At 60.2% G+C, this 16262-nt stretch carries 16 protein-coding genes and 2 tRNA genes; 14 read left to right on the forward strand and 4 right to left on the reverse strand.

The annotated features are described in order from the left end of the window. Positions 1-4 precede the first annotated feature (4 nt). The 10 genes from F1002_RS04055 to F1002_RS04100 all read left to right on the forward strand — a co-directional run bounded on the left by F1002_RS04055 (position 5) and on the right by F1002_RS04100 (position 9548). Positions 5-643 carry a tetratricopeptide repeat protein gene (locus F1002_RS04055; RefSeq protein WP_150427728.1) on the forward strand — a complete coding sequence of 213 codons (639 nt, stop codon included), beginning with the start codon at positions 5-7 and terminating at the stop codon, positions 641-643. Continuing rightward, positions 643-1803, forward strand: a complete 1161-nt coding sequence (gene bamB, locus F1002_RS04060) for an outer membrane protein assembly factor BamB (RefSeq protein WP_150427729.1) — start codon at positions 643-645, stop codon at positions 1801-1803. Before F1002_RS04055 ends, bamB begins: the two co-directional genes overlap by 1 nt. Then, positions 1800-3131, forward strand: coding sequence for a ribosome biogenesis GTPase Der (gene der, locus F1002_RS04065; protein WP_150427730.1), 1332 nt, complete (start codon positions 1800-1802; stop codon positions 3129-3131). Before bamB ends, der begins: the two co-directional genes overlap by 4 nt. A gap of 80 nt (positions 3132-3211) precedes the next feature. After that, positions 3212-3448 (forward strand): RNA chaperone Hfq, encoded by a 237-nt coding sequence (hfq, locus tag F1002_RS04070; RefSeq protein ID WP_011288708.1) that lies wholly within the window; start codon positions 3212-3214, stop codon positions 3446-3448. A 63-nt stretch (positions 3449-3511) separates the two neighbouring features. Further along, on the forward strand, positions 3512-4666 hold the full coding sequence (hflX, locus tag F1002_RS04075) for a GTPase HflX (RefSeq protein ID WP_150427731.1): 1155 nt from the start codon (positions 3512-3514) through the stop codon (positions 4664-4666). 36 nt (positions 4667-4702) lie between these two features. Further along, positions 4703-6016, forward strand: coding sequence for an FtsH protease activity modulator HflK (hflK, locus tag F1002_RS04080; protein ID WP_150427949.1), 1314 nt, complete (start codon positions 4703-4705; stop codon positions 6014-6016). 11 nt (positions 6017-6027) lie between these two features. Then, positions 6028-6903: a protease modulator HflC gene (gene hflC, locus F1002_RS04085; RefSeq protein ID WP_370452097.1), complete on the forward strand. Its 876-nt coding sequence runs from the start codon at positions 6028-6030 to the stop codon at positions 6901-6903. Next, positions 6900-7085, forward strand: coding sequence for a DUF2065 domain-containing protein (locus F1002_RS04090; protein WP_150427733.1), 186 nt, complete (start codon positions 6900-6902; stop codon positions 7083-7085). Before hflC ends, F1002_RS04090 begins: the two co-directional genes overlap by 4 nt. Next, positions 7082-8236: an ATP phosphoribosyltransferase regulatory subunit gene (locus F1002_RS04095; protein ID WP_150427734.1), complete on the forward strand. Its 1155-nt coding sequence runs from the start codon at positions 7082-7084 to the stop codon at positions 8234-8236. The genes F1002_RS04090 and F1002_RS04095 overlap by 4 nt, the downstream gene beginning before the upstream one ends. A gap of 4 nt (positions 8237-8240) precedes the next feature. Next, a complete protein-coding gene (locus tag F1002_RS04100) occupies positions 8241-9548 on the forward strand; it encodes an adenylosuccinate synthase (protein WP_150427735.1) in 1308 nt (435 codons plus the stop codon). Positions 9549-9602: 54 nt separating this feature from the next. Here F1002_RS04100 and F1002_RS04105 read toward each other — a convergent pair whose 3' ends face one another. The 3 genes from F1002_RS04105 to F1002_RS04115 form a co-directional block, all read right to left on the reverse strand. Beyond that, positions 9603-9986, reverse strand: a complete 384-nt coding sequence (locus tag F1002_RS04105; protein WP_150427736.1) for a hypothetical protein — start codon at positions 9984-9986, stop codon at positions 9603-9605. Positions 9987-10160: 174 nt separating this feature from the next. Then, positions 10161-10245: transfer RNA gene (locus F1002_RS04110), tRNA-Leu, on the reverse strand. A 170-nt stretch (positions 10246-10415) separates the two neighbouring features. After that, positions 10416-10500: transfer RNA gene (locus F1002_RS04115), tRNA-Leu, on the reverse strand. A 40-nt stretch (positions 10501-10540) separates the two neighbouring features. Here F1002_RS04115 and rnr point away from each other — a divergent pair. Continuing rightward, on the forward strand, positions 10541-12937 hold the full coding sequence (gene rnr / locus F1002_RS04120) for a ribonuclease R (protein WP_150427737.1): 2397 nt from the start codon (positions 10541-10543) through the stop codon (positions 12935-12937). A 14-nt stretch (positions 12938-12951) separates the two neighbouring features. Here rnr and F1002_RS04125 read toward each other — a convergent pair whose 3' ends face one another. Next, on the reverse strand, positions 12952-13818 hold the full coding sequence (locus F1002_RS04125) for an HDOD domain-containing protein (protein ID WP_150427738.1): 867 nt from the start codon (positions 13816-13818) through the stop codon (positions 12952-12954). A gap of 182 nt (positions 13819-14000) precedes the next feature. On the opposite strand from F1002_RS04125, the gene F1002_RS04130 reads away from it, so the two are divergent. The 3 genes from F1002_RS04130 to F1002_RS04140 all read left to right on the forward strand — a co-directional run bounded on the left by F1002_RS04130 (position 14001) and on the right by F1002_RS04140 (position 16259). Then, positions 14001-14570: a bacteriohemerythrin gene (locus F1002_RS04130; protein ID WP_191090297.1), complete on the forward strand. Its 570-nt coding sequence runs from the start codon at positions 14001-14003 to the stop codon at positions 14568-14570. Positions 14571-14645: 75 nt separating this feature from the next. Then, positions 14646-15377 (forward strand): 23S rRNA (guanosine(2251)-2'-O)-methyltransferase RlmB, encoded by a 732-nt coding sequence (gene rlmB, locus F1002_RS04135; protein ID WP_150427740.1) that lies wholly within the window; start codon positions 14646-14648, stop codon positions 15375-15377. A gap of 3 nt (positions 15378-15380) precedes the next feature. Further along, on the forward strand, positions 15381-16259 hold the full coding sequence (locus F1002_RS04140) for a DMT family transporter (protein ID WP_150427741.1): 879 nt from the start codon (positions 15381-15383) through the stop codon (positions 16257-16259). Positions 16260-16262: the final 3 nt, after the last annotated feature.

Genomic DNA, 16262 nt, shown 5'->3' on the forward strand with positions numbered 1-16262 from the left:
CAGCATGGCGCATTACGACCTCGAAGAACAGGAACAGATCGATACCCTGAAAACCTGGTGGAAGATGTATGGCAACCTTATCACCGGGGTGGTCATGGCTGCTTCGCTGGCCGTCGTCGGCTGGCAGGGCTGGAACTGGTATCAGGGTGGGCAGTCGGCCCAGGCGGCAGCGATCTACGGCGTGCTCGAGCAGGCGGCCGGCGTCGGCGATGCCCAGAAGGTCAAGGCCGCTGCCGGCGAACTGGCCGAAAAGTTCGGCCGTACCACTTATGCGGCGCTGGGCGCCATGGTCGCCGCCAAGCAATCATTCGATGCGGGTGACCTGAAGACGGCCAAGACCCAGCTGGTCTGGGTGGCCGAAAACGGCAAGAACGAAATCCGCGATCTGGCCCGCTTGCGTCTGGCTGCCGTGCAACTCGACGAGCAGGCCTACGACGAAGCCTTGAAGCAGTTGGAGTCCAGTCATGCTGCGGCGTTCGATACGCGCTTCCTGGAGCTCAAGGGGGATGTGCTTACGGCTCAGGGAAAGAAGGCTGAGGCGCGTGCTGCCTACAAGTCGGCCCTGGAGAAAATGGCCGACAAGCAGTCTTCCGGCCGCGAACTGCTGCAGCAAAAACTCGACGCTCTGGGCGAGGCCGCCTGATGTCACGCCACCTGATTCTTCTGCTCGCCACTGCCGGCCTGCTGTTGGGTGGCTGTACAACCATTTCTTCCGGTCTGGATGCGATCAACCCGTTTTCCAGTTCGGCGCCGAAAATGCCGCCGTTGTCGCCCATCAAGGCGACGGCCGATATCCGCACAGCCTGGTCAGTCAACGTCGGCAAGGCCGGGGACTATGTCTTTACGCCGGCCGTCGTGGATGGCGTGGTGTATGCCGCCAGCGCCAAGGGAACGATCAGCCGGATCGAAGATGGAAAAGTCGTCTGGAAGGTTGAAGCAGGGCAGGCCTTGTCAGCAGGCGTAGGTGCCAATGGCAAGTTGGTCGTGGTTGGAACCCCGAAGGGTGAAGTCCTGGCGTTTTCCGCCGATGACGGCAAGGCCGTCTGGAAAGCCAGGGCATCGAGTGAGATTCTTGCGGCGCCGGTGGTGGGTGACGAGGGCGTCGCTGTGAAGAGCGGCGATAATCAGGTGTTCCTGTTCGATGCGCTCGATGGCGGTCGCAAGTGGGCCTACCAGCGGGCGACTCCGCCGCTCTCCGTGCGTAGTGCCGGGTCGCCGGTTTTTGCAGACCGCTACCTGTTCGTCGGCTACCCCGGCGGCAAGTTGGTCGCGCTGGCCTTGCAGAACGGTGCGCCGGTCTGGGAGGGTGCCGTCGCGTCGCCCAAGGGGGCAACGGAACTGGATCGGGTCGCCGATGTGGTCGCCACGCCGGTGGTCGATGGCCGTCAGGTCTGCGCGGTGGCCTTCCAGGGGCGGGTTGCCTGTTTCGACATGGGGCAGGGGGGCGCCATGGTTTGGTCGCGCGATATCTCGTCGGTCAGCGGCCTTGTCATGGATGGGCGCTATCTGTTCATAACCGACGACAAGGGAATCGTCTACGGTCTGGATCGCCTGTCCGGAAGCAGCCTGTGGAAGCAGGACAAGCTGAAGAACCGTCGCCTGTCCGCGCCGGTCATTCGCCGCGGCCTCGTGACCGTGGCTGACGGTGAAGGCATCATTCATTTCCTGTCGCGTGAAGATGGAAGCTTCGCGGCTCGCCAGGCAACCGATGGCACGCCGGTTCGCGCGCTGTTGCAAGCGTTGGGCCCTGCCGTGCTGGTTCAGACAGTCGGCGGGGAAGTCCGCGCATTCGAGGTGCAATGAAACCTACGCTCGTCCTGGTTGGCCGTCCCAATGTCGGCAAGTCCACACTCTTCAATCGCCTGACCAAGTCGCGCGACGCAATCGTCGCCGACCTGCCGGGCTTGACCCGCGATCGTCATTACGGTCACGGCAAGCTGGGCAAGAAGCCTTATCTGGTGGTCGATACCGGCGGTTTCGAACCCTTGGTTAAGGACGGCATCTTGCACGAGATGGCGCGCCAGACCGAGCAGGCCATCGCCGAAGCCGATGCAATCATCTTCGTCGTCGACGGTCGCACCGGCCTGACGCCGCACGACAAGGAAATCGCCAATAAACTGCGTCGCATCGACCGGCCGGTTTTCGTCGCGGTCAACAAATCCGAAGGCATGAATGCCGGGATGGTCGAAGCCGACTTCCATGAACTGGGTCTGGGGGAGCCGAACGCTATTTCTGCCTCGCATGGCGAAGGTGTTCGTGGCTTGGTCGAAATGGCGCTGGAGAGCTTCCCCGAGCCGGAGGACGATGAGTGGCATTCCGATGCGGTCCGGGTCGCCATTGTCGGCCGCCCCAACGTCGGCAAGTCCACGCTGATCAATACCTTGCTCGGTGAAGAGCGTGTCATTGCTTTTGATGCGCCGGGGACGACCCGCGATTCGATCGAGATCGATTTTGAGCGTGGCGGTCATAAATACGTGCTCGTCGACACGGCCGGTATGCGCAAACGGGGTAAGGTTTTCGAGGCAATCGAGAAGTTCTCGGTGGTCAAGACCTTGAAGTCCATCGAGGATGCCAATGTCGTGATCCTGATGATGGACGCCCAAGCCGACGTTTCCGATCAGGATGCCCATATTGCCGATTTCATCGTGCAGTCCGGGCGGGCACTGGTCGTCGCAGTTAACAAATGGGATGGCCTGGATGCCTATACCCGCGAGCAGACCCGCCAGATCCTGCAGCGCAAGCTGAAATTCCTCGATTTCGCCAAGTTCCATTTCATCTCGGCGCGCGAGAACATCGGTCTGGGAAATCTCTTCAAGTCGGTCGATGCGGCTTATTCGGCTGCCATGGCTAAGATGTCCACGCCGCGCCTGACGCGTGTGCTGATCGACGCGGTGGCCAAGCAGGCGCCGGCCAAGCACAATATGTTCCGCCCGAAGCCGCGCTACGCCCACCAGGGGGGTTCCAATCCGCCGATCATCGTTGTGCACGGCAATGCGGTCGATCACATTACCGACAGCTATCGCCGGTATCTCGAGCATACGTTCCGCGAAGCGTTCAAGTTGCAGGGGACACCCTTGCGCATCCAGTTTGTGGCGGCAAAGAACCCGTTTGCCGACAAAGACAAGAAATAATCTGCAAATTTTTTGGCATCACCCCCCAAATTTGGGTACATTAGGACCCTCATAACAACTACCACCATGGAGTCCACACCATGAGCAACAAAGGGCAACTGTTACAAGACCCCTTCCTCAACGCGCTTCGTCGCGAGCATGTCCCAGTCTCTATTTATCTGGTGAACGGCATCAAGCTGCAGGGCCAGGTCGAGTCTTTCGACCAATACGTCGTTCTGCTCAAGAACACGGTTACTCAAATGGTGTACAAGCACGCCATTTCCACGGTGGTGCCGGCCCGTCCGGTCAACCTCCAGCAGGAACAGGCGGCCGAATAATCTGCCCCTGTTCAGCACCCCGCCGTTCTGGCGGGGTTGCGCTTCTCTCTCCCGGAAACGCCCATGATTGAACGACCCGCCGCCGGTGAACGTGCGGTGATCGTTCAACTCGACTTCGGTCAGCCCGATCTCGAGGATCAACTGGAAGAAGTTCGCCTGCTGGCCGAGTCGGCTGGCGGTATCGTGGCAGCCGAGGTTCGCGGACGGCGTCAGAGTCCCGATCCCAAAACCTACGCCGGCAAAGGAAAGGTCGATGAAATCGCTGCCATGCTGGCCGCCGGTGATGCCGATCTGGTGATTTTCAATCACGATTTGTCACCGGCGCAGCAACGCAATCTTGAGCGGGCATTGAAATGCCGCGTCATCGATCGCACCAGTCTGATTCTCGATATCTTTGCCTTGCGCGCATCCAGCGCCGAAGGCAAATTGCAGGTCGAACTGGCTCAGCTTGAGCACCTGTCTACCCGCCTGGTTCGTGGCTGGACACACCTCGAGCGGCAGCGTGGCGGTATCGGCATGCGTGGTCCCGGTGAAAAGCAATTGGAAACCGACCGCCGCCTTTTAGGTAATCGCGTCAAGTTGCTGAAGGACAGGCTGGCCAAGCTGACGCGTCAGCGAGGGGTTCAGCGCAAGGCCCGAATGCGCGGCGATGTGCTCAGCGTATCGCTCGTTGGTTACACCAATGCCGGAAAATCCACCTTGTTCAACGCATTGACCCATGCCGGGGTATATGCGGCTGACCAGTTGTTCGCAACCCTCGACACCACGTCGAGAAAGCTTTGGATTGCCGGTGCCGGGAATATCGTCATTTCCGACACTGTCGGTTTTATCCGGGATCTGCCGCACTCGCTGGTCGATGCATTTCATGCGACGCTGGAGGCGGCGGCTGATGCCGATGTCTTATTGCACGTCGTCGATAGTGCCAGCCACGCACGGGATGAACAGATGAACGAAGTGAACAAGGTGCTGTCCGAGATCGGTGCCGAGCGTGTTCGGCAGATTGTCGCCTGGAACAAGATCGATCTGACTGACGCCTCGCCGGGAGTCGATCGGGACGAGTATGGTAATATCGCGCGCGTTCGTGTCAGTGCGCGCTCCGGTGAGGGACTCGATCTGCTGCGCGAGTCGTTGGCCGAATATGCGCGTGCCAAAGCCGAGGCCCGACAGAAGGCATTGGCTGAAGCAGAACGCGAAGCTCACAACGAATACATTAACTGAACCCGACTATTCATGATTCCGACCCTTGGTATTTTCATGTCGCTCAATGACCCGCAGTGGGGCAATCGTGGTGGCGATGACGGTGACAAATCCGGTGGCAATGGTCCACGTCGCCCCAATGACGGCCCGCCCGATCTGGAAGATCTCTGGCGTGACTTCAACCGCAAGCTGAACGGCATGTTCGGCAACAAGCGCGGAGGTGGAGGCGGAAATGGCGGTGGCGACGGCCCGCGGATGCCGCAAATCGATTTCAATCCGCGCTTCCTGGGGGGCGGTATCGGCTTGTTGATCGGTCTGGCAGCAATTGTCTGGCTGGCTTCCGGGTTTTATATTGTCGACGCCTCGCAACGTGGCCTGGTTCTCCAGTTCGGCAGCTTCAAGGAGGCGACCGAGCCCGGTTTGCGCTGGCGTTTGCCCTATCCGATCCAGTCGCACGAACTGGTCAACCTGACCGGTGTGCGGACCATTGAAATCGGCTACCGCGGCAGCGAGCGCAACAAGGTGCTCAAGGAAGCGCTGATGCTCACCGATGACGAGAACATCGTGAACATCCAGTTTGCTGTCCAGTACATTCTCAAGGATCCGGTCGATTACCTGTTCAACAACCGTTCGACCGATGAAGCGGTGATGGGCGCGGCCGAAACCGCCGTTCGCGAGATCGTCGGCAAGAGCAAGATGGACTACGTGCTGTATGAAGGCCGTGAGCAGATCGCGACCCAGGCTGCCAAGCTGATGCAGGACATCCTGGATCGTTACAAGAGCGGCATCCTGATTTCCAAGGTCACGATGCAGAACGCCCAGCCGCCCGAGCAGGTACAGGCGGCGTTTGACGACGCCGTAAAGGCCGGCCAGGATCGCGAGCGCCAGAAGAACGAAGGCCAGGCCTACGCCAACGACGTGATTCCCAAGGCCAAGGGTACGGCCGCTCGCCTGCTGCAGGAAGCCGATGGCTACAAGCAGCGCGTGATTTCGACTGCCGAGGGCGATGCTTCCCGTTTCAAGCAGGTGGTCGCTGAATACGCCAAGGCACCGGAAGTGACCCGCCAGCGCATGTATCTGGATACCATGCAGCAGATTTTCGCCAATACCAGCAAGGTGCTGGTCGACGCCAAGGGGCAGGGCAATCTGCTCTATCTGCCGCTCGACAAGCTGATGCAGGCTACCGCAGCGGCGTCGGCCGCCCAGGTGGCGCCGGAAGCCTCGGTGGCCCCATCAACTGCTCGTCCATCGGCACCTTTGTCATCCGATGCGCCACCGCAGATGGAAAGTGCACCCAAGGTCGGGGGCGGTTCGTATTCGTCTACTTCGCGCGACGGTTCGTTGCGTTCGCGTGATCGGGAGGGTCGTTGATGAGCTCGCGCATGAATTTGTTGGGCGCGCTGGTCGCGACCGTTTTGGTGGTGCTGGCCATGTCGATGTTTACGGTCGACCAGCGTCAGTACGCAGTGGTTTTCCAGCTTGGCGAAGTGAAGCGGGCTATTTCCGAGCCGGGACTTTATTTCAAGGTGCCGATGGTCCAGAATGTGCGCTACTTCGAAAAGCGCATCATTACGCTGGATAACGCCGAGCCGGAACGTTTCATCACGTCAGAGAAGAAGAACGTCCTGGTCGACTCCTACATCAAGTGGCGCATCGTCGATCCCAAGCTGTATTACGTTTCGGTGGGAGGCGATGAGTCGCGGGCCAAGATTCGTCTGAACCAGACCGTCAATGCCGGCTTGCGGGAGGAGTTCGGCAAGCGCACGGTGCATGATGTCGTTTCCGGCGAGCGCGAGAAGATCATGGATGCCATGCGCGAGAAGGCCGATGCGGATGCCCGCAAGATTGGTGTTCAGATTGTCGATGTCCGCCTGAAGCGCGTCGAGTTGCCGACAGAAGTCAGCGAAGCGGTCTATCGCCGCATGGAGGCCGAACGCAAGCGCGTCGCCAACGAGTTGCGCTCCGAAGGTTCTGCCGAGGCCGAGAAGATTCGTGCCGATGCCGATCGTCAGCGCGAAATCATCATCGCCGAAGCCTACCGTGATGCCCAGAAGATCAAGGGTGAGGGCGATGCCAAGGCGACCAATACCTATGCCCAGGCTTTCGGCCAGAATCCCGAGTTCTATGCCTTCTACCGCAGCCTTGAAGCGTATCGCGGCAGCTTCAAGAACAAGAATGACGTGCTGGTCATTGAGCCAAATTCTGAATTCTTCAAGTACATGAAGAGTACCGGGCGTGGAAACGACAAGGCCAAATGACCTCGACGCTGCTTCTCGCCTTCGCGCTGATGCTGGTGCTCGAAGGCGCCATGCCTTTCATTGCGCCGGCGGCATGGCGTGAAACCTTTCGCCGTCTCATTCAATTTTCGGATGGGCAGATTCGCTTCGTCGGCCTGACGTCGATGCTGATCGGCCTGATCCTCCTGATGCTTTTCTCATGAACTGGCTGTTACCTGAATACCTCGCCGATGCGCTGCCCGCTGAGGCGGCACGCATCGAGCGTTTGCGCCGCACGGTGCTTGATCATTTCCGCAGCCGCGGTTTCGAACTGGTCATGCCGCCCATGCTGGAATACCTTGAGTCGCTGCTGACCGGGGCCGGGCAGGATTTGAAACTGCGTACCTTCAAGCTGGTTGACCAGTTGTCCGGCAGGACACTGGGTGTGCGCGCCGACATCACGCCACAGGCAGCACGCATTGATGCGCATCTGCTCAACCATCAGGGGGTCACCCGCCTGTGTTACTGCGGCAGTGTGCTGCATACCCTGCCGGCAACCATTTCAGCCGGTCGCGAACCCTTGCAGATTGGTGCCGAACTTTACGGTTACGCTGGCATCGCTGCTGATCTGGAGGTGGTTCGCCTGATGGCCGGGGCCTTCGACAAGATCAGCTTGCCGCTCAATCGCATTGACCTGGGGCATGTTGGCATCTTCCGTGCGCTGGCCGCAGCGGCTGGCCTGCCACAGGAGGCCGAAGAAAACCTGCTTAGCCTGTTGCAGGCCAAGGATGCGCCGGGACTGGCCGATGCCTGTGCCGACGTTGCCTCGCCCTATCGCGAGGCGCTGCAGCGTTTGCCGTATCTCTATGGCGGTGTGGAGGTGCTTGATGAGGCAGCCCGGACCCTGCCGGATCTGCCGGCTATTCGTGCGGCATTGGAGAGCTTGCGCCACATTGCGGCGCAGGCGCCGACACTGCCGCTTTCATTTGATCTGTCGGATCTGCGCAGCTATCACTACCACAATGGGGTGATATTTGCTGCTTACTGCTCCGGTTATCCGACGGCGATCGCGTCCGGTGGTCGTTACGACGAGGCAGGCAAGGCATTCGGGCGGGCTCGTCCTGCCACGGGTTTCTCGATGGATCTGCGCGAAGTTGCGCGCCTGGTACCGGCCGGCAAGAACATTGGCGCCATCCTGGCGCCGCATGTCGGCAAGGATGGACGGCTGGCGGCCCATATCGCCGCGCTGCGCGATCAGGGCGAGATCGTCGTCGAGTTGCTGCCTGGCGAAACCGCCTGCGAAGGGCCGTTCTGCGACCGCAAATTGGTGCTGGTCGGCGAACACTGGATTATTGAAGCAATACAAGAGGACTAAAAAAATGGCCAAGAATGTCATCGTGGTAGGTACCCAGTGGGGCGATGAGGGTAAAGGCAAGATCGTCGACTGGCTGACCGATCACGCCAGTGGCGTCGTTCGTTTCCAAGGCGGTCACAATGCCGGCCACACCCTGGTTGTCGGCGAGAACGTCTACAAGCTAAATCTGGTACCGTCCGGCATCGTGCGCGATGGCGTCGATTGTTATATCGGCAACGGCGTCGTGCTCGATATCCATCACCTGATTTCCGAAATTGCCGAGCTGGAAAAGGGCGGTATCGACGTTCGTTCGCGGCTGAAGATCAGCCCGGGATGTCCGATCATCCTGCCGTACCATTCGGCGATCGATAAGGCCCGCGAGGGCGCCAAGTGCGCCGACAAAAAGATTGGTACGACCGGCAAAGGCATTGGTCCGACCTACGAGGACAAGGTGTCGCGTCGCGGCCTGCGCGTGTACGACCTGTTCCATCCCGAGCGTTTTGCCGAAAAGCTCAAGGAAGTCCTTGAGTATCACAACTTCGTCCTGACCCAGTATTTCAAGGCCGATCCGGTTGATTTCCAGATGGTCTATGACCAGGCGATGGCCGATGCCGAATACATCAAGCCGTTGGTGGTCGACGTCTCTGCTGCGCTGTATGACGCCAACAAGGCTGGTCAGAACATGCTGTTCGAAGGCGCCCAGGGTACCCTGCTCGATATCGACCATGGCACGTATCCGTTCGTTACGTCCTCCAACTGCGTGGCCGGCCAGGCGGCGGCTGGTGCCGGCATTGGTCCGGGCATGCTGCATTACGTGCTGGGGATCACCAAGGCCTACTGTACCCGTGTCGGTGGCGGTCCGTTCCCGAGCGAACTGGATATCGATACCGAAGGCACGCCGGGCCACCAGATGTTCAGCGTCGGCAAGGAGTTCGGTACGGTGACCGGGCGCAAGCGTCGTTGCGGCTGGTTCGATGCGGCCCTGCTGCGCCGTTCGGCCCGCATCAACGGATTGACCGGGCTGTGCATCACCAAGCTGGATGTGCTCGATGGTTTGAAGGAAATCAAGATCTGCACCGGTTATCAACTGGGCGACAAGGTGGTCGATCTGTTGCCGATCGGTGCCGATGATGTGGCGCGTTGCGTACCCATCTATGAAACGATGCCGGGCTGGGAAGGAACCACCTTCCGCGTCAAGCGCTGGGAAGACCTGCCGGTCAATGCTCAGGCCTATTTGAACCGGCTGGAAGAGCTGTGCGAAGTGCCGATCGCCATCGTGTCGACCGGTCCGGAGCGCGACGAGACCATCCTCAAGCAGCATCCGTTCAAATAATCAGTATCCTCCGGATGCAATGAACAACGGGCCCGGTGGGCCCGTTTTGTTTTTTCAGCGGGCCGGTACGGCCTGCCAGCCTTCCGGGCAGGCATTGGTGTAGGGGTAGTACTGGTCGGACGAGGCGCAGTAGTACCAGACGCTGCTGCGCGCAGGCGGTGCGGCATAAACAGGGGCAGGGGGGGCGTAAACCGGCGCCGCGTAGACCGGGGCCGGCCGGGCGTAGGCGTTGCTGTACGCTGCGGCACCGATCGCCATGCCGGCGATGGCGAGCACGGCTGCGGGGCCGACCCAACCGCCGCCACGGTGCTCGTGACGCTCATACATCGGCATGGGGGGGCGAAAATCGCCATGGTGGCGCCCCCAGTCGGCCTGTGCCGACGTGTTGAGGGTCATGGCAAGGGCGGCAGCTAGGCAGAGGGTGGCGGTCTTCTTCATGATTTGGCTCGTGATTGTCGTTGGGACAAGCCAAATAACGCCTCGGGACAGCGGGCGATTACCAGTGCTGTGTACGCTTCTGTGAGCAAATGTTACAGCCGCCGTCGGGTGCGAGAAGATCAGCGCAGAAATGAAAAAAGGCTTCGATTGCTCGAAGCCTTCAATCAAAATCGCTGGTGCCCAGGAAGGGACTCGAACCCCCACGGAGTTACCCGCTAGTACCTGAAACTAGTGCGTCTACCAATTCCGCCACCTGGGCACAGGTGCGAAGAGCGCGCATTTTACATGATTTTTGCCCGCTGTAAACATTTTTCGTGCCGAGATTGCATTCGGGGTTTTGTAGGCCCTGTGAGACAATTCGCTCAGTCGTTCGGCGGAAGCCGAAAAGAAAAAAGACTTCGATCACTCGAAGCCTTCAATCAAAATCGCTGGTGCCCAGGAAGGGACTCGAACCCCCACGGAGTTACCCGCTAGTACCTGAAACTAGTGCGTCTACCAATTCCGCCACCTGGGCACAGATGCGAAGAGCGCGCATTTTAGAGGAAATACCGTTAATGTCAAGAAAGAAGCTGTCCAAGGTCCGTCGGGCCGATCCGTTTTTCGAGCGCGAATCCGCTCGCTATGATTTCCCCCTGCCATCGCGCGAATATGTTTCGCAAATTCTGGCGGACGAAGGGCGACCGCTCGGTTTCATCGAGCTGACCGAATTGCTCGATATCGCGGGCAGCGAGCGTGAAATGTTCCAGCGCCGTCTGGGGGCCATGGAGCGTGAAGGTCAGCTGATGCGCAACCGCAAGGGCGCCTATATCCTGCCCGAGCGGGCCAGCCTGACGCCGGGCAAGATTCAGGGCCATCCGGATGGTTTCGGTTTCCTGATTCCTGATGATGGCAGCGCCGATATCTTTCTCGACCAGCACCAGATGGGCAAGGTACTGCATGGTGATCGGGCGCTGATTCGCGTTGTCGGCATTGACCGCAAGGGACGCCCCGAAGGCAGCATCGTCGAAGTGACCGAGCGGGTGAACACGCGAGTGGTTGGCCGGGTCTTTGTCGAACACGGCGTGGTGGTCGTGGTGCCGGAAAACAAGCGCATTTCGCAGGACATCCTGGTGCCGCCGGAGAAGAAGGCCAAGGACAAGCCGCAGTCCGGGCAGGTGGTGATGGTCGAGATCATCGAGCAGCCGAGCAAGTTTTCGCAGCCTATCGGCCGAATCATCGAGGTGCTGGGCAATTACGCCGATCCGGGCATGGAAATCGAAATCGCGCTGCGCAAGCATGACCTGCCATTCGAGTTTTCGAAGGCGGCGCTGGATGAGAACAAGAAACTGCCGGACAAGGTGCGCAAGACGGATCTGAAAGGCCGCGAGGATTTGCGCGAGCTGCCGCTGGTCACCATCGACGGCGAGACGGCGCGCGACTTCGACGATGCAGTGTTCTGCGAGAAGAAGGGCCGCGGCTGGCGGCTGGTGGTGGCTATCGCCGACGTGTCGCATTACGTCAAACCAGGCATGGCGCTCGACAAGGAGGCGCTGGAACGCGGCAATTCGGTTTATTTCCCGCGCCGGGTCATTCCCATGCTGCCGGAAAAGCTGTCGAACGGCATCTGTTCGCTGAACCCGGATGTCGAGCGAATGGCGATGGTGTGCGACATGGACATCAGCGCGGCGGGCAAGATCGGCAAGTACCGCTTCTACCCGGCTGTCTTCCGTTCGCATGCCCGGCTGACCTACAACCTGGTGTGGTCGTGGCTGTCGGGCGAGAAAAAGCCCGAAACCGAAGCCCATCAGGCTGTTCTGCCGCATGTGCAGAATCTCTACAAGTTGTTCGGCGCCCTGCACAAGGCGCGGGCCGAACGTGGCGCCATCGATTTCGAGACGACCGAGACGATGATGCTGTTCAACGAGCAAGGCAAGATCGAGAACATCGTGCCGGTCGTACGCAACGACGCGCACCGCATCATCGAGGAATGCATGCTGGCTGCCAACGTCTGTGCCTCGGCTTTCCTCGAAAAGCACAAGCAGACCTGCCTGTATCGCATCCACGAAGGTCCGTCCGAAGACAAGTTGCAGAACCTGCGTACCTTCCTTGGCGAATTCGGACTGGCGCTGGGGGGCGGCGATGATCCGCGCGCCAAGGATTACGGCATCCTGCTCGAGAAGGTCAAGCAGAGGCCCGACTTTCAGCTGTTGCAGACGGTGATGTTGCGCTCGCTGAAGCAGGCGATGTACAGCCCGGACAACGTCGGCCACTTTGGTCTGGCCTATGAGCATTACACCCATTTCACCTCGCCCATCCGGCGTTACCCGGACCTGCTGGTTCACCGCGCGATCAAGGCCGTGCTGGCGGGTGAGCAATACGTTCCTGAGCGTGAATGGGACGATATCGGCCTGCAGTGCTCGGCTACTGAACGTCGGGCCGATGAGGCGACGCGCGATGTCGAGAACTGGCTGAAGTGCTTCTTCATGAAGGAGCGCATTGGCGAGGAGTTCGAAGGGACGATTTCGGCCGTGACGGCCTTCGGTATCTTCGTTGCGCTCGACGCCATCTACATCGAAGGTCTGGTGCACGTCTCTGAATTGGGCTCGGATTACTTCCAGTTCGACAACATCAAGCACCAGATGCTGGGTGAGCGGACAGGTCAGCGCTTCCGCCTGGGCGACAGGGTGCGGGTGAAACTGGTCAGGGCCGATCTGGAATCGAACCGGATCGATTTCGTCCTGGCTCAGGAGACGCGCGGGCCGCTATTGAAGAAGCAGGCAAGCAAAACGGCTGCAACAAAGGCAACGGCGACGCTGCGCAGGGTGGAGGATAAACCGGCATCAACCAAGGCGAAGCCCCGCAAGGCGGTTGCCAAGGGGACTCCCAAGGCCGGATCAAAGAAAGCGCCGACCCCGAAAGCCAAGCCGGCATCCCGCAAGGCTCCCGCTAAGACGCCGACGAAGCGACGTTGAACGCCCGATCGTCGTCAATGGTGGGTCGGGTCAAGCAGATCCGCTGCCTTGGCGACGATGGGGGATATTTGTGCTTCGTCGATGCCTGGCAGCTGTTCTGCCAGCCATTCGAGCGTGGCGCCGGGGATGATGTGTTTGGCTTCGGCAATATCCGAGGGAAGGGCCGGACTGCTGCTGCCTTCGGTCAGAATGTGCCGGGCGGTGTCGACGCACAGTCGCGACAGATTGGATCGTGTGTTGTCGATACCGCGAATCAACTGGGTCAGCAGGGGTGGAAGATGCCAGATCGTGGCGCATTTCAGGGTTAGGTCTTTGAAACGGAAGCCGCAGGTGTCGACCTGGGCCTGAACGGAGCGTGGCGATTGCCCTGAATGAAGCGCGACCAAGGCGTTCTTCGGAACATCGGGCGCAAAGGACCAGAGCAGCAGTTCGCCAATTTCCGACAACAGCGCAGCCATCGCAATTTCGTCGGGCGAGATGTCGGCCCGCGCCGTTCCCCAGCGCAGGGCGAGAAGACTGGCGATGTGAGAGCGCGCTTCACATTCGGCCAGTCCGGATGCCGATTCGTCGGTTTCCGGACAATTCAGCAACAGTTTGTGGAAAGTGTCAGTTCCCAGTTGCATGACGGCGGCGAGTGGCGTCGTGGTGTCGTGCCCGAGGCGTTGCACGCGATGGGCTTCGGCTTCGCGCAAGAGTTTCAGGCAAAGGAAGGGATCGGCGGCGGCAATGTCGGCCAGGTCGCGTGCTGCCAGTTTTTCGCCCTGCGCAGCCTCCAGTTCGAGCAGGCGTACTTTGGAGCGCGGCATGCATGGCAATTCGCGGTTGCTCAAATAGGCAGCCCACTGATCCACACCCCAGCGTTTCTGGTTTTCTGTAAGCACCTGATCTCCTGTCCGTGCCGATGGATCATTATCGGCAATATCGCCCAAAACCTGAGCTTCCGCTTGAAGCTGCGCGCTGCGTCAGGAGGTCATCGTTCAATGGAACCTCCAATTGACATTTTTTTACATTTCGACACCGTAATTATGCATAAAATGTAATGTTTGAACTGAGAGGGTTTGCAATGACGAAGCAACGAACGGCTCCAGTCCCATTCCTGGAAGGGGTGACCGTTGATGAGCTTCCCGACGTCATTGCTTACTGGCGAAAGGCGGGCGTTTTGCCCCCCCAGTTGGTCACCGGTCACCGGTTGATCGACAGGGAGCACCGCTTTCTGATCGATGCCATCGCGAATCTGCAACGTGTCTGCAAGAGTGTGACGGATTTCAAGGATTGTAGTTCCTGCGGTCACCAGCAACAGGCACGTTGCGAAAACAATCTGGTTGCCCTGCTGGGGGATGTGTTCGCCTTTATTCTGGATCATTTCAGGAACGAAGAGGAGATCATCCGGAATTCCATGCTGCTGGTGATCGATCGGGCGGTTTGCGAGGCACATATCGAGGACCATGCGGAAATCGCCGCCAAGGTGCAACAGATCGTTTCGGAACTCGATACCCGGCACGTGGTGAGCAGGATTCGCGAGCTCGATACCTTGCTGGCACGTTGGGTAACCAATCACATCGCCCTGCACGACATGTTGCTGTTGCGCTGGGTCACCCGCTACGAACCGCAGTTCGAGGCGCCCGACCGCTGACTGTTGGCGGCTCGAGATTTTCGGAGCGTGTCCCGGGCGCGGTAGAATCCGCCATCCCGAATTTTGAAAGCAGCCATGACCTCCCGCCTAATCTATGGCTTTCACGCCGTTATTTCCAAACTTCGCCATGATCCAGGCTCGATCAAGGAAATCATGGTCGATGCGACGCGCCAGGATGCGCGCGCCCGCGATCTGCTTCAGCACGCCGAGTTGCAGGGTATTCGCATCATCGCCACCGACAGCAAGCGGCTCGACGGCATGGTGGCTGACGGCAGGCACCAGGGGGTGGTGGCCCGTATCGAAGGGGGACGGAAAGCTGCCCATCTCGACGATGTGCTCGATACCCTGGAAGAACCGGCCTTCCTGCTCGTTCTCGATGGCATCACCGATCCGCGCAACCTCGGTGCCTGCCTGCGCGTGGCCGATGCCGCCGGTGCCCATGCCGTCATCGCGCCCAAGGACCGTGCGGTCGGCTTGACCGATGTGGCGGCCAAGACGGCCTGCGGAGCCGCCGAAACGGTACCTTACGTGATGGTCACCAATCTGGCGCGCACGCTGAGGGAATTGCAGGAACGCGACATCTGGGTCATCGGAACGGCCGGCGAGGCGCAAAGCGATCTTTATGCGGCCGAATGGCCCAAGGCGACTGCCTGGGTGATGGGGGCCGAGGGTGAAGGCATGCGCCGCCTGACTCGCGAAAATTGCGATCAGCTGGTCAAGATTCCCATGCATGGCAGTGTCGAGAGCCTCAATGTCTCGGTTGCGGCGGGTGTTTGCCTGTTCGAGGCCAGACGCCGTCTTTCCTGAGCGATGACCCATCGTCGGGCCATGTTGTTGATGGTGCTGGTGACGCTCCTCTGGAGTATTGCCGGCGTCGTCACACGCCATCTCGAAGCGGCTCGCGGCTTCGAGGTCACCTTCTGGCGCAGTTTCTTCACGGCTTTCAGCCTGTTGCTCGGCTTGCTTGTCGCCAAGGGGCGCGGCCTCTGGGATAGCTTGCGGCAAGGCGATCGCTGGTTGTGGATGTCCGGCATTTGCTGGGCCGTGATGTTTACCGCCTTCATGCTGGCGCTGACCCTGACCAGCGTCGCTAACGTGCTGGTCATGATGGCTTTGGGGCCGCTTGTGACGGCCTTGTTCTCCCGGGTTTTCCTGGGCTATGCCCTTCCCGGCGCAACGTGGCTGGCGATCGTCGTGGCCGGTTGCGGGGTGGCGTGGATGTTTGCGGGCGAGGCCGGAACGGGGTTTTCGCTGGCCGGCGTGCTGGTTGCCGGCTGCGTGGCGCTGGCGGGGGCTGCCAACTGGACGGTGCTGCAGGGGGCGGGGAAGCGCCGGCGTGTCGACATGATGCCGGCGGTGCTGATCGGCGCATGCCTGTCGGCGCTGGCGAGCCTGCCGTTGGCCTGGCCGGTGACGGCTTCCCTGCATGACGTTGGTTTGCTGGCCCTGCTTGGTGTGGTGCAACTGGCGCTGCCATGCCTGCTGGTCGTGCGCTTGAGCCGCGAACTGCCGGCTGCCGAGATCGCCCTGTTGGGGCTTCTGGAGGTCGTTTTCGGCGTTACCTGGGCCTGGCTGTGGGGCGGTGAAACACCGTCGCCGCAGGTTGTGACGGGTGGCCTGCTGGTTCTCTCGGCGCTGGCTGCCAACGAACTGCTCGGTTTCAGGCGCCGTCAGACAGCTGCGGCCTAGCGC

The organism is Dechloromonas sp. CZR5, assembly GCF_008711155.1.
GTDB lineage: Bacteria > Pseudomonadota > Gammaproteobacteria > Burkholderiales > Rhodocyclaceae > Azonexus.

Excerpts from the sequence above, each read along its gene's own strand:
- F1002_RS04055 (WP_150427728.1), top strand. The coding sequence starts at position 5 with ATGGCGCATTACGACCTCGAAGAACAGGAACAGATCGATACCCTGAAA.
- bamB (WP_150427729.1), top strand. The coding sequence starts at position 643 with ATGTCACGCCACCTGATTCTTCTGCTCGCCACTGCCGGCCTGCTGTTG.
- der (WP_150427730.1), top strand. The coding sequence starts at position 1,800 with ATGAAACCTACGCTCGTCCTGGTTGGCCGTCCCAATGTCGGCAAGTCC.
- hfq (WP_011288708.1), top strand. The coding sequence starts at position 3,212 with ATGAGCAACAAAGGGCAACTGTTACAAGACCCCTTCCTCAACGCGCTT.
- hflX (WP_150427731.1), top strand. The coding sequence starts at position 3,512 with ATGATTGAACGACCCGCCGCCGGTGAACGTGCGGTGATCGTTCAACTC.
- hflK (WP_150427949.1), top strand. The coding sequence starts at position 4,703 with ATGTCGCTCAATGACCCGCAGTGGGGCAATCGTGGTGGCGATGACGGT.
- hflC (WP_370452097.1), top strand. The coding sequence starts at position 6,028 with ATGAATTTGTTGGGCGCGCTGGTCGCGACCGTTTTGGTGGTGCTGGCC.
- F1002_RS04090 (WP_150427733.1), top strand. The coding sequence starts at position 6,900 with ATGACCTCGACGCTGCTTCTCGCCTTCGCGCTGATGCTGGTGCTCGAA.
- F1002_RS04095 (WP_150427734.1), top strand. The coding sequence starts at position 7,082 with ATGAACTGGCTGTTACCTGAATACCTCGCCGATGCGCTGCCCGCTGAG.
- F1002_RS04100 (WP_150427735.1), top strand. The coding sequence starts at position 8,241 with ATGGCCAAGAATGTCATCGTGGTAGGTACCCAGTGGGGCGATGAGGGT.
- F1002_RS04105 (WP_150427736.1), bottom strand. The coding sequence starts at position 9,986 with ATGAAGAAGACCGCCACCCTCTGCCTAGCTGCCGCCCTTGCCATGACC.
- rnr (WP_150427737.1), top strand. The coding sequence starts at position 10,541 with ATGTCAAGAAAGAAGCTGTCCAAGGTCCGTCGGGCCGATCCGTTTTTC.
- F1002_RS04130 (WP_191090297.1), top strand. The coding sequence starts at position 14,001 with ATGACGAAGCAACGAACGGCTCCAGTCCCATTCCTGGAAGGGGTGACC.
- rlmB (WP_150427740.1), top strand. The coding sequence starts at position 14,646 with ATGACCTCCCGCCTAATCTATGGCTTTCACGCCGTTATTTCCAAACTT.
- F1002_RS04140 (WP_150427741.1), top strand. The coding sequence starts at position 15,381 with ATGACCCATCGTCGGGCCATGTTGTTGATGGTGCTGGTGACGCTCCTC.